10 protein-coding genes are annotated in these 20,258 nt (G+C 66.0%); 7 read left to right on the top strand and 3 right to left on the bottom strand.

Annotated features, from left to right (window positions below; genetic code table 11):
* Nucleotides 1-80 precede the first annotated feature (80 nt).
* On the top strand, nt 81-710 hold the full coding sequence (locus tag ACWGKS_RS24225) for a class I SAM-dependent DNA methyltransferase (protein ID WP_358507945.1): 630 nt from the start codon (nt 81-83) through the stop codon (nt 708-710).
* A gap of 110 nt (nt 711-820) precedes the next feature.
* Nucleotides 821-1,453 carry a hypothetical protein gene (locus ACWGKS_RS24220; RefSeq protein ID WP_452524147.1) on the top strand — a complete coding sequence of 211 codons (633 nt, stop codon included), beginning with the start codon at nt 821-823 and terminating at the stop codon, nt 1,451-1,453.
* On the opposite strand, the gene ACWGKS_RS24215 is transcribed toward ACWGKS_RS24220, so the two are convergent.
* A complete protein-coding gene (locus ACWGKS_RS24215) occupies nt 1,421-2,362 on the bottom strand; it encodes a hypothetical protein (protein WP_358507941.1) in 942 nt (313 codons plus the stop codon). The genes ACWGKS_RS24220 and ACWGKS_RS24215 overlap by 33 nt on opposite strands.
* 548 nt (nt 2,363-2,910) lie before the next feature.
* Between ACWGKS_RS24215 and ACWGKS_RS24210 the strand changes: the two genes are divergently transcribed.
* Nucleotides 2,911-3,321 carry a hypothetical protein gene (locus ACWGKS_RS24210; RefSeq protein WP_358507939.1) on the top strand — a complete coding sequence of 137 codons (411 nt, stop codon included), beginning with the start codon at nt 2,911-2,913 and terminating at the stop codon, nt 3,319-3,321.
* Between the two features lie 47 nt (nt 3,322-3,368).
* Here ACWGKS_RS24210 and ACWGKS_RS24205 read toward each other — a convergent pair whose 3' ends face one another.
* On the bottom strand, nt 3,369-8,075 hold the full coding sequence (locus ACWGKS_RS24205) for a DEAD/DEAH box helicase (RefSeq protein ID WP_358507937.1): 4,707 nt from the start codon (nt 8,073-8,075) through the stop codon (nt 3,369-3,371).
* Nucleotides 8,072-11,479 carry a hypothetical protein gene (locus ACWGKS_RS24200; protein WP_358507935.1) on the bottom strand — a complete coding sequence of 1,136 codons (3,408 nt, stop codon included), beginning with the start codon at nt 11,477-11,479 and terminating at the stop codon, nt 8,072-8,074. The genes ACWGKS_RS24205 and ACWGKS_RS24200 overlap by 4 nt, the downstream gene beginning before the upstream one ends.
* Before the next feature lie 133 nt (nt 11,480-11,612).
* On the opposite strand from ACWGKS_RS24200, the gene ACWGKS_RS24195 reads away from it, so the two are divergent.
* The 4 genes from ACWGKS_RS24195 (at nt 11,613) to ACWGKS_RS24180 (ending at nt 20,212) form a co-directional block, all read left to right on the top strand.
* Entirely contained in the window at nt 11,613-13,676 is a 2,064-nt protein-coding gene (locus ACWGKS_RS24195) for an N-6 DNA methylase (protein WP_452524144.1), read from the top strand.
* Nucleotides 13,677-13,743: 67 nt separating this feature from the next.
* Complete coding sequence (locus tag ACWGKS_RS24190) at nt 13,744-15,753, top strand: type I restriction-modification system subunit M (protein WP_358507931.1); 2,010 nt, start codon at nt 13,744-13,746, stop codon at nt 15,751-15,753.
* Nucleotides 15,754-16,106: 353 nt separating this feature from the next.
* Complete coding sequence (locus ACWGKS_RS24185; RefSeq protein WP_358507929.1) at nt 16,107-17,045, top strand: restriction endonuclease subunit S; 939 nt, start codon at nt 16,107-16,109, stop codon at nt 17,043-17,045.
* Nucleotides 17,042-20,212 (top strand): type I restriction endonuclease subunit R, encoded by a 3,171-nt coding sequence (locus ACWGKS_RS24180; RefSeq protein ID WP_358507927.1) that lies wholly within the window; start codon nt 17,042-17,044, stop codon nt 20,210-20,212. Before ACWGKS_RS24185 ends, ACWGKS_RS24180 begins: the two co-directional genes overlap by 4 nt.
* Nucleotides 20,213-20,258 lie beyond the last annotated feature (46 nt).

Raw genomic sequence — 20,258 nt, 5'->3', positions numbered from 1 at the left:
CCACGCACTCCGAAAACCCTTGCCCTATATGGTCGCAATAAGGCTTGATGTCCTTTTCATCAGACGAGGGAGGCCGATCCATGAGTGAGCACCGCCGGATCCTGGACCGTGTGTACGCCCTGAAGAACCCCCAAGAGGCCGAGAGCGCCTACGACGAGTGGGCCGCCACCTACGAACACGACACCACCGAGGGCATGGGTTACGCCGCGCCCACCCTCGCCGCCGAACGCCTTCGCTCGCTGCTGGCCGACCGACCCGAGGCCGAGATCCTCGACGCGGGCTGCGGCACCGGCCTGGTCGGCGCTGCCCTGTCCGGCCACGGCTTCGAGGTCATCGACGGCTTCGACCTCTCCACCGCCATGCTCGACAAGGCCCGGGCCAAGGGCCTCTACCGCGACCTCGCCAAGGCCGACCTCACGCAGCGCCTGCCCGCCGAGGACGACGCCTACGACGCGGTCATCTGCGTGGGCACCCTCACCGAAGGCCACGTGGGCCCCGAAGCCTTCGACGAACTCGTGCGCGTCGCGCGCCCCGGCGCGCCCATCGTCGTCACCGTCCTGGACCGCATCTGGGAACCCTCCGGCTACAAAGCCAAGGTCGAGGCCATCGAAGAGGCCGGCCTCGCCCACCTGGAGGAGTCCACACCGCAGAGCGTCTACCACGTCAAGGAGAACATCACCTGCAACCTGGTGGTCCTCCGCGCCCGCTGACCCCCACCCCGCCCCGCCGCCCACCCCGGGCGGCGGGGCGGCGGTGTCACGGTCCACAGATGGAGAAGTTCCGCTGCCGGATTCCTCGACTCTCTGCCAGCATCTGTGGTGTGGAAATCCAACTCCGAACCATTCGGGCTCTCATCGGCTTCCAAGACGCACGAGCCGTGGACATGTTCCTGCGAGGTAGACCGGTCACCGCGGTGTATCGCCCCGTTGAAGCGCAGCGCCGACTTCGCGAGGGCGGCGGCCGGACGCTCGGCTCTCGTCTGGGCGTCTATCAACTGCTCCAGGCTCTCCCGTTGGGGGAGTGGGTGTCGGTGGAAGGACTGACCGAGCGGGAGCAACGCATTCTTCCCGCGCTGCCCACGTGGACCAGGGCGCGTGAGAACGGACGAGTGTCGAGACTGGTGGACCCACCGGTGCGCCTGGAAGCGCTTCTCTCCAGAGGCGACACCTGGGCCGAAGCGCTGGACAGAGCCTGTGTTCTCGGCCGGGTTGTCCCACGAATGGCGGTATGCCCACCCCTGAACGAGGACCGTGACCGGGCGTGTTGGGAGGCGGACTTCTACGGTGTGGGCCTCGCGGAGTGTGATGGCGAGAACGTGAAGGTCTTGGTGAACGCCCCTACCGATGTTCCCGAAATCGTGGCGGCGCTTCACTGGCGTCTGGCAGAACACGTCCATCGGGTCGTGGCCGAGCGCGAAGCCTCATCCTCGCCCACCACCCCAGTAACGCAGTGATGGCGGCACCTTGAACACGGCCTTCCTGGGAGAGATCACTCGGTTGTGCCATCCGTATTCGTTGTAGGCCCGCTCGCACATGCCACGCCACCGTGTCTTCATGGCGTTGACGGAGGACTCCGAACTCAGCTCACGCCACCAACGCGACCAGATCGCCATGTTATGCGCATGTGCGTCCGGGGTGTCGGACGAGTCCTGGAAGCCAGAGGGGAGCCTGCCCGCTTCACCATTGGCCCGGGCTTCTCCCCATTCGGTGCAGGGATCGCAGAGGCAGTACGGGGAATTCCTCAGATGCTCCGCGAGGGTAGAACCGCGGAAGTAACCCATCAGCTCGGGCAGGATGAGGTTGGGGCTGGAATCCGAGTTCGGTGGCCCACCCTGTCGCCCCGGGGGAACCGCGTGGCGGACGGAGGCGGTGTCACCGATGGAGGCGAACGCGGCGCCGTGCACCATAGCGTCCAGTGCCGCAAGGTCGGTCCTGAGTAGTCCGGTGCCCGGGCAGGCCTTGAGGACCTCCCGTAGCCCCTTCGCCCGGCTTTCCGACTCCAGGGGATTGCCTTTCGCCCCGAGGAGCAACGCAGTGGGGACACGGTTCACTCGTCGTAGACAGGAGACGAGGTGTTCTCGTCGGTCTGTGAGCCAGCCGGCGTCGACCGGCACCGCGAAGACCACGTCCGGCAGGTCCACCGTGTTCACCCGCCGGACGGCCTCCTCCAAGGCGCGTGCTCCTTCGGCGTCACACCTCAGGTAGCGCGTGGGCGTCAGAACCAGGTTCGCCGGGCCGGACACCAGGGTCTCCAGGGTCGCGCCCAGCCCGGTCCGCCACGTGTCCAGGTACCGCTGCGATTCGAGGGTGAACGGTTCTTCCGCTGTGGCGTAGGAACTCTCATAGGCTGAGGGATCCAGCACCACGGGATGACCACTGCCCGTGGCCGAGACGAAATCCTGCGCGTTCTTCCGTGCGTCCTTTCCGGAGAACACCACTCCACCGCTATCGGCGGGAATTCTTTCCAAGGGAGCGCGGGAGATACTTTTGACGTGGAGCAGGATTCTTCCGCGTACGGAAGCGAGCGGGTCGTGTGGGGCGTGTTCGGCGGATGGGGACGGCCCGGGGGAGATGGGCACCGCTTCACCTCGTGGGTTCGCACCGGCGTTCGCACCCCTTTTTCCCTCTGGCCTTTCTCGGGAAACCTTACGTGTCCACTAACGGTCACGAAGGGCAAGGCGAAGGGTGACTGATGTGGCCCATGGGAAAAGGGGGTCGGAGGTGGATTCCATGGTAAGGAGCCTCTGGTTCCGGCCCTCGTGTCATGCTTCTCGGTTTCTCCGTATAAGCGGGGGCTTTGCCTTTCCTCGACTCGATGATTTCATGCGTGTCCTGCCTGTCCTGCATCGGTCACAATGGAAAACGGATGAGCTCTTGCCTTGGTCGAAAGATTCAGCCGAGGATTGCTGTCATGGTCAAGAAGAAAGCGCGCAGCCCGTTGCGCTACTGGGGAATAGCATTTATTCTCTTTGCGTTTTTTGGGTGGTTTCTGCCGGAAGTGGGTCCGATGTGGATGGCCATCGCCGCGACGGTGGGGGTTTTCTACACCTTCTTCCAGATGCCGCTGCCGTGCGGTGCGTGGAATCGGGGTGCGAAGACACGTTGCCGGAACAACTCCCCGGGCCTGCTGCCGGGATGCCATATCGAGCAACACAGATGGCAAACGGCCAAACTCATGGTGGTCAGGGAGGGGTGGGGGGAACTTCGGGCCAAGACCCTCGCCAGTTGGAAGAGGGCGCTTCCCGCCGTGGTCGCCGCGGCTACGATCATCTCCGGATTCGCGGCGGTCGCCCAACTCACGGTCGCACTGGTGGTCGCCTGAGGAACGGGCTCCCGGGGCCGGGAGTGGAATCTCCCGGCCCCAGGCCTTCAGCCTCGGTTCAGCAGTGACTCCAATGCGTGCAACGCCGCGTCTCGACGAAGTCGATCGTGGAAGTACTGGTTGCGGTAGTTGCGCAGGCAGCTGTAGCAGGAGGTCTCCACCCCGCAGTCACACGCCGTGACCCGGTCCAAGGCCGCCTTCATGACCTCGGGGAAGTTCGCGGCGATCCGGGTGGCACCGCCGGCACCACCGGGAACCGTGTCGAACAGCACCAGGGCCATGGTGCCCGCCGTCCTTCGGAAGGTCGCTCCATCGATGTCGTCACGGCTGATGTCCAACACCGAAGAGGCACCCTCCAACAGCGCGTACAACAGGGAGTATCGGACCGGTTCGGAGGCGCGTCCGATGTCCAGACGGCCACCGAAGGAGATCTCCACGATGTCGGTCTCGTACCGATGGGCCAGGGACAGGTGGGCGAGTGGACCCTCGCACCGATTCCCCTTCAACGGATTCTCGTGCTCGGTGGGCGTCTTGCCGGTGGCCGTCCCCGTACCCCAGCCACACCAGCCGCAGATCCGGAAACCGTGCCCTCCGGGGCCGTCGGAGATCGCCACCAACTCACCTCTGCTGCCCGCCTGACACAGGACCTCGCCCCCGCCGGGCAGGGGCCAGATGTGGTTCTCGGGATCGGCCGCCAACCGCAGTACGTTGGTGGAACCATGCCAGGAACGCTGCGGGGGCGTCATCCCGGCGGGTTGCACCTTGGCGCTGGCGACGAAGCCGAACTCGGGAACGATGTACTTGGTCCTGCCTCCTCGGGCGGCCACACCGCAGGAGCGACACACACCTTCCAGCGGGTCCTTGGACTCGTCGTAGAAACCACAGTCGGCGCACACCCGGTAGTGGTGGGGGTGCAGTTCACGTCCGGGGAGCCGGTAGATGCCCGCCGAGGTCCACTTCTTCCCGCCCGCGATGATGGAACTTCCAGGGGCGTACTCGTAGATGGCCGAACTACGGTCCCGCGCCAGTTCCAATCGCCTGCCGACGGGCTCTCCCGAGTGATGGGTGCGCAGTTCGACGGTGTCCACCGGGAAGCCGTACTTGGGCAGCACGTTGCGAGTGGCGAGGAAACCCAGGAGCGGGCGCCGTACCACCGTGTTGATGGTCTTACCGAACCGCTCCGCCAACATGTCCTTGCGTGCCTCGAAGGCCTCCACCCGGCGCCGTTCGAAGTCCTCGACGTCTTGGGTCACCTCCAGGCGGATCCTCTCCAAGAGCTCGGTGAGCCCGCCGACCCAACCGCCTCCCGCCACGTCGATCTCCTGCGCGATCTCCAAGGGAAGGATCCTGAGCAGGGCCTCGGTGACGTGGCCCGGTACGGGGGAGAGGAAGTCGACGACCCGGGTGGCGGGAGCCGGCCGGTCCTCGTCACCGGACAGGAAGAACTCCCCCACCTTGTTCCAGGACTCGCCGGTGGTCTGGAACCAGTACCGGAAGAACGCCGCCATCGCCACCGAGTGCGCGTGCCGGCGGTCGATCCGGATGTTGGCGAGCGGCACGTAGGGCGCCCGCACCTCTCCGGCGATCATCTTCTCGGGTTCCTGGTATCGGAACAGGTCGTGGGAGCGACGTTGCGCGTAGGTGACCACCAAGGCCGCGGAGTCCGAGCGCCGTCCGGCCCGCCCCGCACGCTGTACGTAGTTGGCCGTGGTGGGCGGCATGTTGCGCATGAACACCGACTGGAGCTCGCCCACGTCCACGCCGAGTTCGAACGTGGTCGAGCAGGACAGCGCGTTCACCCGGCCCGTGACGAATTCCTGCTGCACGTTGGCCGCCTCCCGCGCCGACCACTGCGCGGTGTGCTCCTGAGCGGTCAACGCGACCGGGTTGAGCGTCCGGTATAGGTGCCGGTAGTGGTCGGTGTCCTTGTCGGCGTCGGGGATGTCGTAGGGGCGCAGCGTCCCGGGACAGTTCATGGTCGGACACACACCGCGCACCGACACCGGATGCAGACGCCGACAGGCGTCGCACTGGTAGGGGGCCTTCTCCGGAGTCACCAGGGACACCTCCAGCCCCTCGTGGTCGACCTGGTAGAGCGTTCCCAGCACACGGTCGTCCGTCGGGACGAACCAACCCTCGGGCATGTCCCGGAGCAAGTCCCACACCTTCTCCAGCACCTTCCGCGCCGGTACGTCATCCTCGGAGACCCCCAGCCGCTTCAGAACCCTTTCCAGGTAGTTGAGCCGTCGGTTCTGCCCCGAGGTCGGCACCCAACTGATCACCTTGCGCGCACGGTCAGCGCCATCTCGACGCACGTACACCGGACCGAGCCGGGGCATGAACGCCTCGTCGTCGGCGGCCACGCCCTCGGGCATGCTGAGGGCGCCCTGTTGACGCAACGTGCGCACCAGCTCCCCGAACAGGTCCCACACCTCGTCCTCGTCCAGCCCGAGCCGCTCGGTGAACGCGGGAGGCAGAGACACCCCCTCGGGTTGGGTCAGGTCCGCCCTGAGCAGGCCGCGCCCTTCCAACGACTGGCGGTCGTCGGTACTGACCAACTCACTCATCACCCAGGGCCCGACCCTGGACGCACGCTGACGCTTGGACACCTTGCGGCCGAACAACCCGGCGCGCTTGGCGGCTTGAGCGGTCTCATCGATCAGGTCGTCGATTCGCAGCTCGTCGTCCGGGTCGTGGATCGTGGTCATGCCCTCCAGGACGAGACGCCGGTGCTGGAACGTTCCGTAGCTGGTCTCCAGGTAAGGCGCGAAGAACGCCGCGGCCTGGCGGCTGTCGTTGAACATCAGCAGCTTGCGTCCGCCCCCGGGCTGATCGGCGACCTGTGCGTTCGTGTCCTCGGGCAGGGCCTGGTACAGCGCGGTGGCCACGACGGCGGCGGAGGCATCGTTACCACTCTCGAACCGGCGCAGGGTGTGGGTGCCGAGCGCGCCACAGTTCAGACACCGGGCGGCACGGTCGCCCTGCGTCTTGATCAGTCGGACTTCGCGTAGGGAACGCTCGGGACACTCGATCGCGCACGCGCCGGAGGGCGAGTCGACCAGGGACCCGCAGCCCACGCACAGGTAGGCGTTCCGGGTGTTGAGTTTGTTCGCCTGCTCCAGGGTGTCGTCATCGTCGTCGACGGTGATCGGCGTGCCGCCCAGGTGCAACCAGTCGGGCTTCTTCTGCCGCGAGGTCTGTGGAACAAGACGTGCCCCGCGCCCCTCCGCCTCGATGCTTCCCACCAGGTACAGGTCCCCGCACCTTTTGCAGGAGCCGATCTCGAAGCTGGGTGCCGAGCAGGTCTCGCAGGTCTCGTGCCGGGCCAACGACACGTGCGGTCCCTGATCGGTCAGACAGGCGAACGCGCCGTCGGTGGCCCGGGTGAACAGGTGGTATCGGGCCGACAGCAGCGGTGTGCCATCAGTGTCGCGGAACGCGCTGGCCAACGCGACCAGGTCCGCCAAAGCCCGTACTCGATCGGCGGCGGTCAACCCTTCGGTCCCGGAGACGGTCTCGGGGACGGCACCGAACAGTTCCTCCGCCAGCTCCTCCAGAGGTTTGGGGCCGCCACGGGCCAACAGCACGCGCAGATGTTGCAATCGACGTTCCCCGGCCAGGAGCGTGAAGGAGGAAGGAGCCTCGGCTCCGTGCTCGGCCGCGACGCTTCGCAGGGCGTGGTCGGGGTCGTCGTCCTCGCGTACGTTGCGGTAGTCCAACGCGGACAGCGGACCCCACGTGGAGTGGGGCATGGTGTCCCGGTGGGTGGCACGGATCAGGTCCTGCCTGGTGGGATCACCGTCATCCCAGTCGAATGGTGCGTCGAAGAGACGCTGGGCGAAGGTGGTGACCGCGCTCGCGTCGTCGCCGACGGTCGCGCTGGTGGCGATGCACCGGAGTTGTTGACCACGGGCGACGCGGTCACGCAGCCGGCGCAGCAGCATCGCCAGTTCCGCGGCCTTGGCCCCGTCGTAGACGTGCGCTTCGTCCACGGCGATGAACTTCCAGTGCCCGGCGTGCTCGCCCTCGAACAGGTCCAGGTCCGCCGGGCGCAACAGCAGGTACTCCAGCATCGCGTAGTTGGTCAGCAGTAGATGCGGCGGACTCTTGCGCATCTGCTCCCGGCTGAGGAGTTCGTTGTGCGGAGGGTTCTGGCCCGGGTGCAGGGCCCTGAAGGAATCCAGGGCCTGCTGTTCGGTCTCCTTGGTCTCCCCGGTGTAGCGACCGAAGGTGATGTGCGGGCTGGTGGCCAACAGCGTCTCGCGCAGTCGTTTGAGCTGGTCGTTGGCCAGCGCGTTCATCGGATACAGCAGGATGGCTCGAACCCCGGGGCCCAGTTCGCCGCGTTCGTGCTCGGCCTGGAGTTCGTTGAGGATCGGCAACAGGAAGCTCTCGGTCTTCCCCGACCCGGTCCCGGTCGCCACCACCAGGTTGCGGCCCTGACGGGCCTTGCGGATCGCCTCCTCCTGGTGGTTGTACAGCGGTCGGTCGAGATGGACGGCCGGGCCGGTGGGTGAGGCGAACCCGGGGGAGAGGACACCTTCCTCGACCAGTTCGCGTGGTGTTCGACCGGTTTCGTAGGCCGGGGTGGCCTCCAACAGCGGCCCCTTGCTCAGCAGGGGGCTGTCGGAGATCTGCTCGGAGAGCGCGTCCGCCAGGGCCGGGTCTCGCAGCGGCAACAGCGAGCCCAGGTAACGGCGGTAGCCGTCACCGATCAGTGCGCTCACGTCGATGGGGTCGAATCGGGAGGTCATCGGTTCTGCTCCTTGGCGAAGTGGGCGCGTTCGGCCCCGGCGAGGGCCAGTTCGGCCAAGACGATGTCGATGCGGACGAGGTCGGGAGCGTGCCGGGCCAGGTCCCCCCAGACCGCGCGTTGCCCACGGGCCAGGGAGGCGAAGGCGGGTACGCCGCGTGCGGCCAACCGTGCGGACAGGGCCAGGGCCAGGGACGCGGCGGGCAGGTTGCGCCAGCGGGCGGCGCCCGGGGCGTGGCGTGGTTCCAGCAGGTCCAGGACGGGACGGCGGTAGGTCTGGTCGAGGCGTTTGGCCAGGTGCAGGACGCTCCCGGCGATGTCGGGCGCGGCGGAGCGTATCCGGTGCATGGCGGGTCGATCACGTGCGCTGAACAGCCCCAGAGCGGCCTGGGTGCGTGAGTCCTCGTCCAGCAGGGCGCGTGGGACCACCCGGGCCGCCTGCCAGATCGCGGTGACCTGGTCCGGTGACATCCGGGCCAGGTGCTCGGCGTTGGTGTCGAACCTGCCCGCGCCCGAGGCCGGGTCCGCTTTCCCCCGAAGCAGGGTCATGGCGATCCCACCACATCGCCGTTCCAACTGTTCCATCAGCTCGGCGTGGTCGGGGTCGGAGACCTCGGCGTCGATCAGGGGCATGAGGTCGCTGGTGGCCAGGGCGGCCGCTGCGGGCAGACGGTGCCACAGTTCCGCCGCCTGCCGCACGGGCACGCGCCCACCCGCTGGAGAGGCGACGAGTCCTCCGGTGACCAGTGCCCATACGCTCTCGGTGGCGGACAGCTCGGAGTCGCCGTGGGCCATGAGCGCCGGCAGCGGTGTGTTGCCCAAGGCGTCGGCACAGGCGATGATCCGCTCTGGGGGCACACCGGAGCGGGCCAGGAGGTCGGAGGCCCCCAGCACCCGCCACAGGCGAACGGCGTTGTCACGCGAAAGCGGCAGGGAGTCCAGGCCGTCCCCGGTGGCGAAGGCGGCGCACAGTCTTTCCTCCTCCTCGTCGGAGCCGGTGGGTCGCCCCTGGGCCGGGCAGCCCAACACGTTCGGGTCGTCGCTCCCGGGCCAACGGGGATGGTCGGTGACCGACCACGGGTCCTCTACGGCCAACAGCAGCCGCATGGGCCCGGCCTCGCGCAGCTCATCGGGGAGGGGAACGCGCCCGTCCACTGGTACGGGTAGTACGACCGGTGCCCGCCACGGTGCGCCGCGCAGGTACACGGCCGCGCTGACGTCGTCGATACCGGCGAACCCTTCGAGTTCGATCACCCCGTCGCGGACCTCCGCGCCGCTCGCGAACCTCCTGGGCCGCACGACGGCCACGGGCATCGGTGTCGAGCCATGCCCCACGACCAGACGCAGATGGCGCCGCGCGGCGGCCGTCTCCACGAGCTGCCCGAGGGGATAACGGTGCGTGTTCGCCCCGAGTACCGAGATCGCGTCCACCCGCTGGACGACGTCCGTGCCCTGCAAGGCGAGCAACGGGCCGGGGCCCGGTTCGCCCTCGGGTACCCGCACGAGCAGGTCACCCGCATCCGACACGGACTCACAGTCCAACCGCGCGGCTTCGACGCGCCACTGCGGGGACGTCTCACCGGTGGTGAGCAGACGCAGGTGCGGGGGCTCGACCAGTAGGGACACCACCGAGGTTCCGGCGCGCACGGTGACGGGACGGGCCACCACCCGAGGACCGAACCGCGGATGGGCGGGCTCGACCTCGACACCGTCGGCGGCCGCCAAACGCGTCTCGGCCGGCACCAGCCCTCCTGGTTCGATGACGCGCACACGTGGTGTGTGTCGGGCGTCGAGCCCCTCGACGATGGTGATCTGCCGGCTCAACCCACGCCCGAGCGGGCCCCGAACGTTCACGGTGTAGGAGCCCACCACGGGCGATCGCAGGTCCGCCAGAAGGACGACGTCCTCACCGGAGTCCGCCCGTACGCGAGAGATCAGGCGCCCCTCCTCCGCTGACCGCACCTCCACCGACCACTCCACCGACACGCCCTCCGCCTCGGGCAGGACCACGGAGGGCCGGTGCGGGTACACCGGTGCCCCGAGCGGGGTGGTCGCGCCGGGAACGGGTTCGGGCAGTTCCAACCGGGGTCGCTCCCGGCCCTGGGCACGGTGGTGGGAACCCCCTTCCAACCGGATCGAGTCGCCCCGGTACAGCTGTAGCCGACGCAGGGACCACCCCTCCCAGCCATAGGGCACGTCGGACTCGCCCAGTTCCTCCACCGTCTCGGATTTTTCGAGCACGTGGTCGCCGGGATGCATCACCCACACCGGCCCGGGCGACAACGTCGCGTCGGTACCGGTCAACGCACCGGAGTCGTCGAAGACCAGGAGCGGGTCCAGCGGATCGATCAGGTCCAGTTGCTCGCGTACCCCGAGCCCCTGCGGGGTGACGTTCACCGAACGGGTGGGGCGGGCGAGCGCGAACACGGTCGGTTCGGCCGCCGCGCCCCAACGACGGCGGGTACGCACGGTGTGGGTGCCCTCGTCGGTGGTGACCTCCCACGAGACGTCGAGGTCGTCGGTGCCGTCCAGAACCGGCAGGACGACGTGGATTCCGTGGACGAAGGGATCCAGACGCAGACGTGCTCGGGCCGCGCGGGGCGTGGCGGATTGCCAGAGCGGTTGTCGGGGGAGGGCGCCCCGACCCGCCGCGCGCTCCAACGCGGCTACCGCCGGGGCGTGGAACCGCTGGGGTAGCCCCACCTCCCGAGGAGCGGCGTCGGGGTCCTCGCGCAGGAGATCCATCAGTTGCATGCATCGCTCGATGGTCTCCAGGGCGTAGTCACCACCGGAGGAGATGAACCTGTCGGCCGGCATGTCCAGGTCCCTGAGCCGGTGACGACCGGAGACGGCCCACAGGTGGAACCCGTACGCGTCCAACCCGGGTTCCACCGCGCTCCGGTGCAACAGCAGGTCGAAGACGTCACCCAGGCAGTAGGTGGGGATCCCCGAGTGCATCAGGATCGGATCCACGTAGGGGTAGCTCATCCCGGGGAAGGTGTCCACGCCCAGGATTTCCAGGGAGCGCAGGAAACGGGTGCCCCAGGCTTCGGTCTTGCGACGCGAACTGGGGACCTTCGTGCTCTCCCACAACGCCGGCCAGAAGGTGCCGTGGGCGTAGCGCCTGGTGGCCACCCCCACTGTGACCGCCGTCAGGCAGGCGGGCCAATGGTGCAGGTTCGAGCGCCCGTACACGTCGAGTTCCCGGGTGAAGATCGACCCCAGCGCCCGAGCCGCCTGGTCGAGTTCCTTCGCGTTGAAGGGCGCCTCGGAGACGAGGGAGACCGACTCCAGGTGCGGACGCCACTCGGCCTCGCGAATGTCGAGCAACTGCCGTGGTGTGACCTTCTGCGGGTGGGCTTCCGGTTCCTCCTGCTCGAAGGGCAGGGGAAGGGGCAAGGACATGGCCGGACTCCAGGGGGTGTGTCGTCGGATGGAGCGGTGATGCCGATGCCATCAACATAGGGACTGCCTGAAAACATTGTCAACCTGAGTAAGGCTGTGGTGTACTGTTCACGACCGAGGAAAGGAGGCTTCGATGGCGCAGAACACGACTGTCACCGCGGCCGACATCGCGCGCATCGCGCAGGTGAGCCGGACCACGGTCAGCAACTGGCGCAAACGCCATGGGGACTTTCCCGAACCCGTGGGAGGCAACGGAAACCGGGCGTTGTTCGACCTGGCTCAGGTCGAACGGTGGTTGGCCGGCAGCGACCGCATGCCCGAACGCGCCCCCCACGAACAGGTCTGGGAGCGGATCCGGGTGACGTCTGCCGAGGAGGGCGATCTGGGAGAGGTCGTCGCCGATGTCCAGGAACTGTTGCTCCACCTGTCCCAGGGACGGGCCACGAAGAAGGCGGCGGATCGGGTGGCCAACCACCAGGGAGGCACCGACCTGGCCGAAGCCGTGCGAGGAGCGGCCACCACCCCGGACGCCGCCCGGGAACTGTCCGGACACCTGCACGAGGCCTACCTGGGCGCCCTGGGCGGCAAGGCGCACCTCAGCCCCGCCCCCCTGGCACACCTGATGGTCGACCTGGCCGACGTACGCGGAGCCGAGGTCTTCGACCCCGCCTGTGGCACCGGCTCCCTGCTGCGCACCGCATCGAAGGACGGAGCGGTGGGCCTGTACGGACAGGAGATCGAGGAAGCCGGCGCGCGCCTGGCCCAGGCACTGGTCGGACTGGTGCCCAGCGGAGCCCCCGGGCGGGCCATGGGAGGAGACTCCCTCACCGCAGACGCCTTCGACGGACGTCACTTCGACGCGGTGCTGTGCAACCCGCCCTTCAACCAACGTGACTGGGGCGCCGACGAACTCGCCTACGACGAACGATGGGCCTACGGAGTCCCACCTCGCTCCGAATCCGAACTCGCCTGGATCCAACACTGCCTGGCCCACACCCGCCCCGGCGGCCGCGACGTCGTACTCATGCCCCCTGCGGCCGCCTCCCGGCCCTCGGGCCGCCGCATCCGGCGGGAACTGCTTCGGCGGGGAGCGCTGGCGGCCGTCATCGCTCTGCCGATCGGTGCGGCCGCGCCCCTGCACGTGGGGTTGCACCTGTGGGTGCTGGAACAGCCGGAGACGGAGGCCGTGCAGCGGCACCGGGTGCTCTTCGTCGACACCGAGAGCGATCGTGGTGGGGGAGAGGATCGCAGGCCCGCGGACTGGGACGAGCTACGCGATCGAGTGGGTCGGAGTTGGCGAACGTTCCTGGACGGGCCCGACACGGTGGTGGACGAGACAGGGTTCAGCCGGGCCGTGCCCGTGGTCGAATTGCTGGACGACAGCGTGGACCTGACCCCGCAGCGCCACCTGCCCGCCACCGTCCCCGAGGTGAGTCCGGCCCAGGCGCACAAGGGCGTGGGCAAGGTCAGACGAAGACTCCTGCGCACCCTGGAGGACACACGTTCGTCCGTCCCCGGTGTCGGGTGGGGCGCTCGTGAGCCGGGGGAGTGGCGGATGACCACCCTCGACGACCTGTCCCGGTCCGGGGCCCTGGCCGTCTATCGGGCACCGGTTGTACCCGTCGTCGATCTGGATGAGGGCACCGGGCCAAGGGTGCTCACCCCCGGCGACGTCAACGGTGGTGGCGAGGCGAGCAAGCGCCTCGCCGAACCGGTGGAGCCGGAAACCACGGGACACCAGGTGATCCAGGAAGGGGACGTGCTCATCCCTTCGGCTATGACCAGGAGCGGGGCCTCCAAGATCCGGGTGGTCACCGGGATCGACGCCGGTGCGCTCTTGGGGAACCCGCTGTACCTGGTGCGTCCGGACCCCGCCCACCTCGACGCGTGGTTCTTGGCCGGCTTCCTCGCCGATGAGGACAACCTGCGCCGGGCAGGACAGGGCTCGACGATCCTGCGCGTGGACTTTCGGCGGTTGCGCGTGCCGCTGCTGCCGCTGGCGGAACAGCACCGCTACGGCGCGGCGTTCCGCGAGCTGCACGAGTTTCGGCAGCGGCTGGAACAGGCCCGTGATACCGCCGGTGAACTGGGAGAACGCCTCACCAGCGGACTGCGAACGGGGCTCTTGGAGCCGCCGGTCGAGCCGCCGCCGGCGGGCGCCGAGGAACCCGTGGAAGAGGTCACGGGAACCCCGTGAATCAGACAGACTTGAACCAACCCCGCTGCATGCCCCTTCAGGCGCACACCCCTTCGGAAGGACCCCGGTGAATTCGAGTACCCATCAGGAGATGGTGAGCTTCGTCTGGTCGGTCGCGGACCTGCTCCGCGGTGACTACAGGCAGTCGGAGTACGGCAAGGTCATCCTGCCGTTCGTCGTGCTGCGTCGCTTGGACTGTGTGCTGGAGCCGACCAAACAGGCGGTGCTGAGCGCACACGAGAAATTCAAGGACAAGCCCGTCCACCACGAGTTCGTGCTGCGGGCGTCGGGGCACAGCTTCTACAACACCAGCCCGTTGACCTTCGAGCGCATCGCCGCCGACCCCTCCCAAACGGCGAACAACCTCACTCACTTCATCAACGCTTTCTCCTACAACGCCCATGAGGTGCTGGAGAAGTACGAGTTCGAAGGTCAGATCCGAAAACTGGACAACTCCGGCCTGCTCTACCAGGTGGTGGGCAAGTTCGCCGACCTGGACCTGTCTCCGGATCGGATCTCCAACGTCCAGATGGGTTACATCTTCGAGGAGCTTCTCCGTAAGTTCTCCGAGATGTCCAACGAGACCGCTGGTGAACACTTCACCCCGCGTGAGGTCATCAAGCTGATGGCCAATCTTCTCTTGGCTCCGGATGAGGACGTTCTGCGCACCCCCGGCATCATCCGCCAGATCCTGGACCCGGCCTGTGGTACCGGCGGGATGCTCACCGAGATGCACGACCACATCACGGCCCTGAATCCGGATGCCAAGGCGGTCGTGTTCGGCCAAGAGCTCAACCCCGAGTCCTGGGCGATCTCGCGATCGGACCTGATGATCAAGGGCCAGGACCCCGAACACATCAAGTTCGGCAACTCCTTCAGCCACGACCGACACCAGAGCCGCAAGTTCGACTACATGCTCGCCAACCCGCCGTTCGGTGTGGAGTGGAAGAAGGTCAAAGACGATGTGGAGGCCGAGTACGAACTGGGCTCCTCCGGTCGCTTCGAAGCCGGGCTACCGCGCATCAATGACGGATCGCTGCTGTTCCTGCAACACATGATCTCCAAGATGAAGCCGGTCCAGCTCGACGAGGAGGGTGAGAAGCGGGGTGGCAGCCGTATCGCCATCGTCTTCAACGGCTCCCCGCTGTTCACGGGTGCGGCCGGCTCCGGTGAGTCCGAGATTCGCCGCTGGATCCTGGAGAACGACTGGCTGGAGGCGATCGTCGCCCTGCCGGATCAGTTGTTCTACAACACCGGTATCTCCACCTACTTCTGGATTCTGACCAACCGCAAGGATCGTGCCCATGAGGGCAAGGTCAAGCTGATCGATGCCCGCGAGCACTGGACCAAGATGCGCAAATCCCTGGGGGAGAAGCGCAAGGAGGTCAGTGCCGAGCAGATCACCGAGCTGACGCGGCTGTACGCGGACGCGCTGGGGGTGGTCGAGGACCCCGAGCACCCGCTGCACGGCAAGGTGAAGGTGTTCGGCAACGAGGACTTCGGATACCAGCGCATCACCGTGGAAAGGCCGCTGAAGCTGCGCTTCGAGGTCACCGAGGAGACGCTGGTCGAGCTGAGCGCCGCGTTGGACAAGGGCAAGAGCACCGCCAAATACGAGCAGAAGGCGGAGCTGGTCGAGGCGCTGCGGTCACTGGTGGGTGGTGAGCCGAGCATCAAGAAGACCGAGTTCGCCGATCGGGTCCAGCAGGCTTTGGCCGAGGGCGGTATCGCCAAGCCGCCGACGCCGGTGATGAAGGCCGTGTGGGGTGCGGTGTCGGTGCGCGACCCCGAGGGCGAGGTCCAGAAGAAGAAGGGCGAGCCGGAACCGGACACGGACCTGCGCGACTTCGAGAACATCCCGCTGGACGAGGACATCGACGCCTACATGGAGCGTGAGGTCCTGCCGCACGTTCCGGATGCGTGGGTGGAGAAGGACAAGACGAAGATCGGGTACGAGATCCCCTTCACTCGACACTTCTACGTCTACACGCCGCCAAGGCCGCTGGAGGAGATCGACACGGAGTTGAAGGAACTTGAGGCCGAGATCCAGCGGCTGCTTGGCGAGGTAACCAAGTGACTACTTCGACGCGTATGGTCAAGTTGGGGCGTATCGCCAGGACTATAAGTGGCGTAGGATTCCCTCACTCTTTTCAGGGAAGCGGGACTGGTGAAATTCCTTTCCTGAAGGTTTCGGATCTTTCATTGGCTGAGAATTCCCAAGGCGTGCGCGAGGCGAACAATTGGGTTAACAGGTCGACGCTTTCCGAATTGGGTGGCCGAGTTTCTCCTGTTGGGTCCGTAGTATTTCCGAAAGTTGGGGCGGCCCTCCTGAAGAATCAGAGGAGGGTTCTTCTGCGTGAAGCTGCAATGGATAATAACTTGATGTCTGTGGTTCCTCGGATTGGGGATGCTGCATTCTTAATGTATGCCATGACGACCATCGACATGGGGGAGCTTTCTGGGTCTGGTCCGCTACCTTATGTTAGTGAGTCACAGGTTAAAGATCTTTGGGTGCACTTCCCGGAAGTCGAAGAGCAGTGGCGCATTGCTGACTTCCTCGATGCTGAGGTTGGTCGGATCGGAAGTATTATGGCTGCTCGGAGATCTCAGATGAGAATATTTGAGGAGCGTGAGGCGAGCTTCATCTCTGAACGCCTATTTCCTGGAAGTATCGGACGTGCATCCGGAGAATTTCCCTGGCCGTGGTTGCCTCGCGCTGAGGAATCCCCAATTCTGGTTCGCCTTGGTTACCTTTGTCATGTTCAAGGTGGCGTTACTGTCGACGCATCGCGTGGGAGATCCGAGACTGATGTGACACGGCCTTATCTCCGAGTAGCGAATGTCAAGGCTGATCGGTTGGAGCTCGGTTCTGTTACTGAGATCACGGTTCCCAAAGCGGTAGCGGATCGCTCGGCGCTTCAGCCTGGAGATGTGTTGATGACCGAGGGTGGGGATATCGACAAACTCGGGCGTGGAACAGTCTGGAGTGGTGAACTCCCTGGAGCGCTGCACCAGAACCATGTGTTCGCCCTGCGACCGGATCCTGAGCGACTTGATGCTGAATATCTAGCACTGCTCACGCGCTCCCTGCATGGGCGTTGCTATTTTGAAGCAACCGGTGTTAAGAGCACCAATCTGGCTTCAACAAGTAGCAGCAAGGTCAAGTCTTTTCCTATTCCTCTTGTTTCCTTGGCAGAGCAGCACAAGGCTGCTGTCGAGGTGAACGGCTCACTTGCAGAGATTGGTCGCCTTCGCTCCGCCTTGGTGCGTCAGATCGACCTTCTGGAAGAGCGAAAGCGTGCGCTGATCACCGCTGCTGTCACTGGTCAGATCGATGTCACTACCGCGCGAGGAGCTGACGTGTCATGAGCCCCGTGTATGACGAGAACACCTTCGAAAGCCACATCGTGGCCTCGATGCTGGACCGTGGTTGGATCCAGGGCGACAACAGTTCCTACAGCCCCGAATTGGCACTGGACACCGCTCAGCTCTTCATCTTCATCGGTGCGACCCAGGCCGAGGTCTTCGATGAACTCATCAGCCGTTGCGGCAGCTCTCAGGATCAGGCCCAGGCCACCTTCGCCAAGACGCTCGCCAAGCGGATCAACACCGAGGGCACCCTCCATGTCCTTCGTAAGGGCATCACCGTCGAAGGACTGAAGTTCGCTCTCGCCTACTTCAAGCCCTCGCACACCATCGCCGAGAACGCCCTCGCCGAATACGACGCCAACCGGATCAGCGTCACTCGGCAGCTGCGTTACGCCACCCGAGACGACAGCCAGAACAAGGCGTTGGACTTGGGGTTGTTCGTCAACGGCCTCCCCGTCGCCACCGCTGAACTGAAGAACCCCCTGACCGGGCAGAACGTCAACGACGCCAAACGTCAGTACGTCCGTGACCGGGACCCGCGCGAACCGCTCTTCCACAAGCGCGCTCTCGTGCACTTCGCCGTCGACCCCGACCTGGTCTTTCTCACAACCAAGCTCGCCGGCAAGGACACCCGCTTCCTGCCCTTCAACACCGGTTCCGAAGGCCCAGGGAATACCGGCGGCGCCGGCAACCCACTCCCCACCGCCGACCAGAGCGGATACCGCACCGCCTACCTGTGGGAGACGGTCTGGGACGTCGACAACTGGCTCGACCTGCTAGAACGCTTCATCCACGTCAAGCGCGGCAAGGACGACAAGGGCCGCCGACGCGACACCGTCATCTTCCCTCGCTTCCACCAGTGGCACGCCGTGCGCCGCATGGTCGACCACGCCGCACTCCACGGCGCCGGGAACAACTACCTCATCCAGCACTCGGCCGGCTCGGGCAAGTCCAACACCATCGCCTGGCTCGCGCACCGGCTCTCCTCCCTGCACACCCCCGCCGACGTCTCCCTCTTGGACCCGGCCGCCGTCGCCAAGGGCCTTCAGCCCAACACCCCCGTCTTCGACAAGACCGTCATCATCACCGACCGCTCGGTCCTGGACAAGCAGCTTCAGGACACCGTCGGTGACTTCTCTCAGGTCGAAGGACTGGTCGGGCGGATCAGCGGCAAGGGTGGTTCCAAGTCCGCCCAGCTCGCCGAGGCACTGTCCACCTCCACCAAGCGCATCATCGTCGTCACCCTCCAGACCTTCCCCGCCCTGCTGGAGTACCTCAAGCGCGAACCCACCGAGATCCGAGGCGGCCGGTTCGCGATCGTGGTCGACGAGGCGCACTCCTCCCAGAGTGGTGAAGCGGCCAAGGACGTGAAGAAGGCCCTGCGTGACCTGGGCCTGGACGCCGACGACGACAGCGACGAGACCAACGGCGAGGACACCCCCAGGTCCACCGAGGACGCGCTACGCGAATCGGCCGCCTACCGGGGTCGCAGCGCCAACCTGTCCTACTTCGCCTTCACCGCCACCCCCAAGCACAAGACCCTCAACCTGTTCGGGGTGCGTAACGAGGCCACCGGTCTCTACGAGCCATTCCACACCTACTCGATGCGCCAGGCCATCGAAGAGGGCTTCATCCTCGACCCGATGCGCAGTTACATCACCTACGGCACCCAGTACCGCCTGCTGAACGCCAACACCGAGGACCGTGAGGTCGACGCGGCCAAGGCCAAGTCGCAGCTGGCCAGGTTCGCGCTGTTGCACGACTCCACGCTCGCCCAGCACGCAGAGACCATCGTGGAGAACTTCAACGCCGTCACCCGCAAGCAGATGGGTGGGCGGGCCAAGGCCATGGTGGTCACCCGTTCCCGGCAGGCGGCCCTGTGGCTGTACGAAGCGATCGGTAGCTACCTGAAGGACAGCGGAGCACCCGACCCGGGTGCCCTCCTCGCGGTCTCCGGTTCGCTCAAGAACCGGGCGGGTGAAGAGGTCAGCGAGCACAGCATCAACGGGTTCGCCGAGAGTGAGCTGCCCCAACGCTTCGCCGCGACCCTGGCGGACGACCCCACGGCCGTGAAGCGCAACGGCAAGGAATACCGGCTTCTCATCGTCGCCGACAAGTACCAGACCGGATTCGACCAGCCGCTGCTGACCACCATGTTCGTGGAGAAGTCCCTCAAGGGCGTTGCGGCGGTGCAGACCCTGTCCCGGCTGAACCGGACCCACCCCCTCAAGTCCCAGAGCGACCTGCGGGTGTTGGACTTCGTCAACGACGCCGAGGACATCCGGGACGCCTTCCTGCCCTACTACGAGCAGGCCGTGACCGCCGAGGCAGATCCGGACATCCTGCACACCATCTCCCATCGGGTCATGCACGAGTTCAACGTGCTGGTCCGGGACGAGATGCAAGGGTTCGCCGAAGCCTTCCACAAGCTGGACGTCCAGCCCGGCGCCGATAACCTGAAGAACCATCCCGAGCTCAACAGGTTCACGGCCCTGGCCGTCGAGCGGTTCGCTGCCTTGCTGGAGAGTGAGGAAGAGGACGAGCGCACCGACGCCGACCGTTTCCGCGCCGACCTGAACGACTACGTCACCAAGTACGCCTTCCTCTCCCAGATCATGCGCTACCCGGACACGGATCTGGAGCGCCTGTACCTGTACGGCCGGTTCCTGCTGCGGGTGCTGCCCGCACGCAAGGATGGGGGAGTGGACATCGGTGAGGTGGACCTGAGCCACCTGAAGCTGTTCCGTAAGGGCGAGAGTGACCTGAAGCTCAGTTCTGATGAAGACCAGGAGCTGCCCGGGTTCTCGGACGGGGCCGGCAGCGCTTACGACCCGAAGAAGGAACTGCTGTCGGAGATCATCGAGATCTTCAACGAGCACTTCGGCCAAGACCTCAGTGAAGCCGACAAGCTCATGATGGAGGAGCGCCTCCAGACGGTCATGGACGACCCCGACGTCGAGATGGCCGCCGTAAACAACGACGAGGGCGCGTTCCGGCACAAGTTCGACCCGGCGATGAAGAACGCCGTGATGGACCGATACGAGAGCGGGGTGGAGTTCACCGAGCGTTATATCGGTGAGCAGGACTTCCAGAGCTCCATCAACCGGGCGATGAGCCGGGCGGCCTACCGGCTACTGCGCCAACGCAACGGCCTCAGCGCCGCTTGAGCCGCAGTACTTGGCCTGCGAACTGTTCGGCCCCGCCTCGCTGACT

Source organism: Nocardiopsis sp. NPDC055879 (assembly GCF_053615935.1).
The sequence above is the reverse complement of the archived record's forward strand: the minus strand, read 5'-3'. Positions and strand labels throughout refer to the sequence as shown.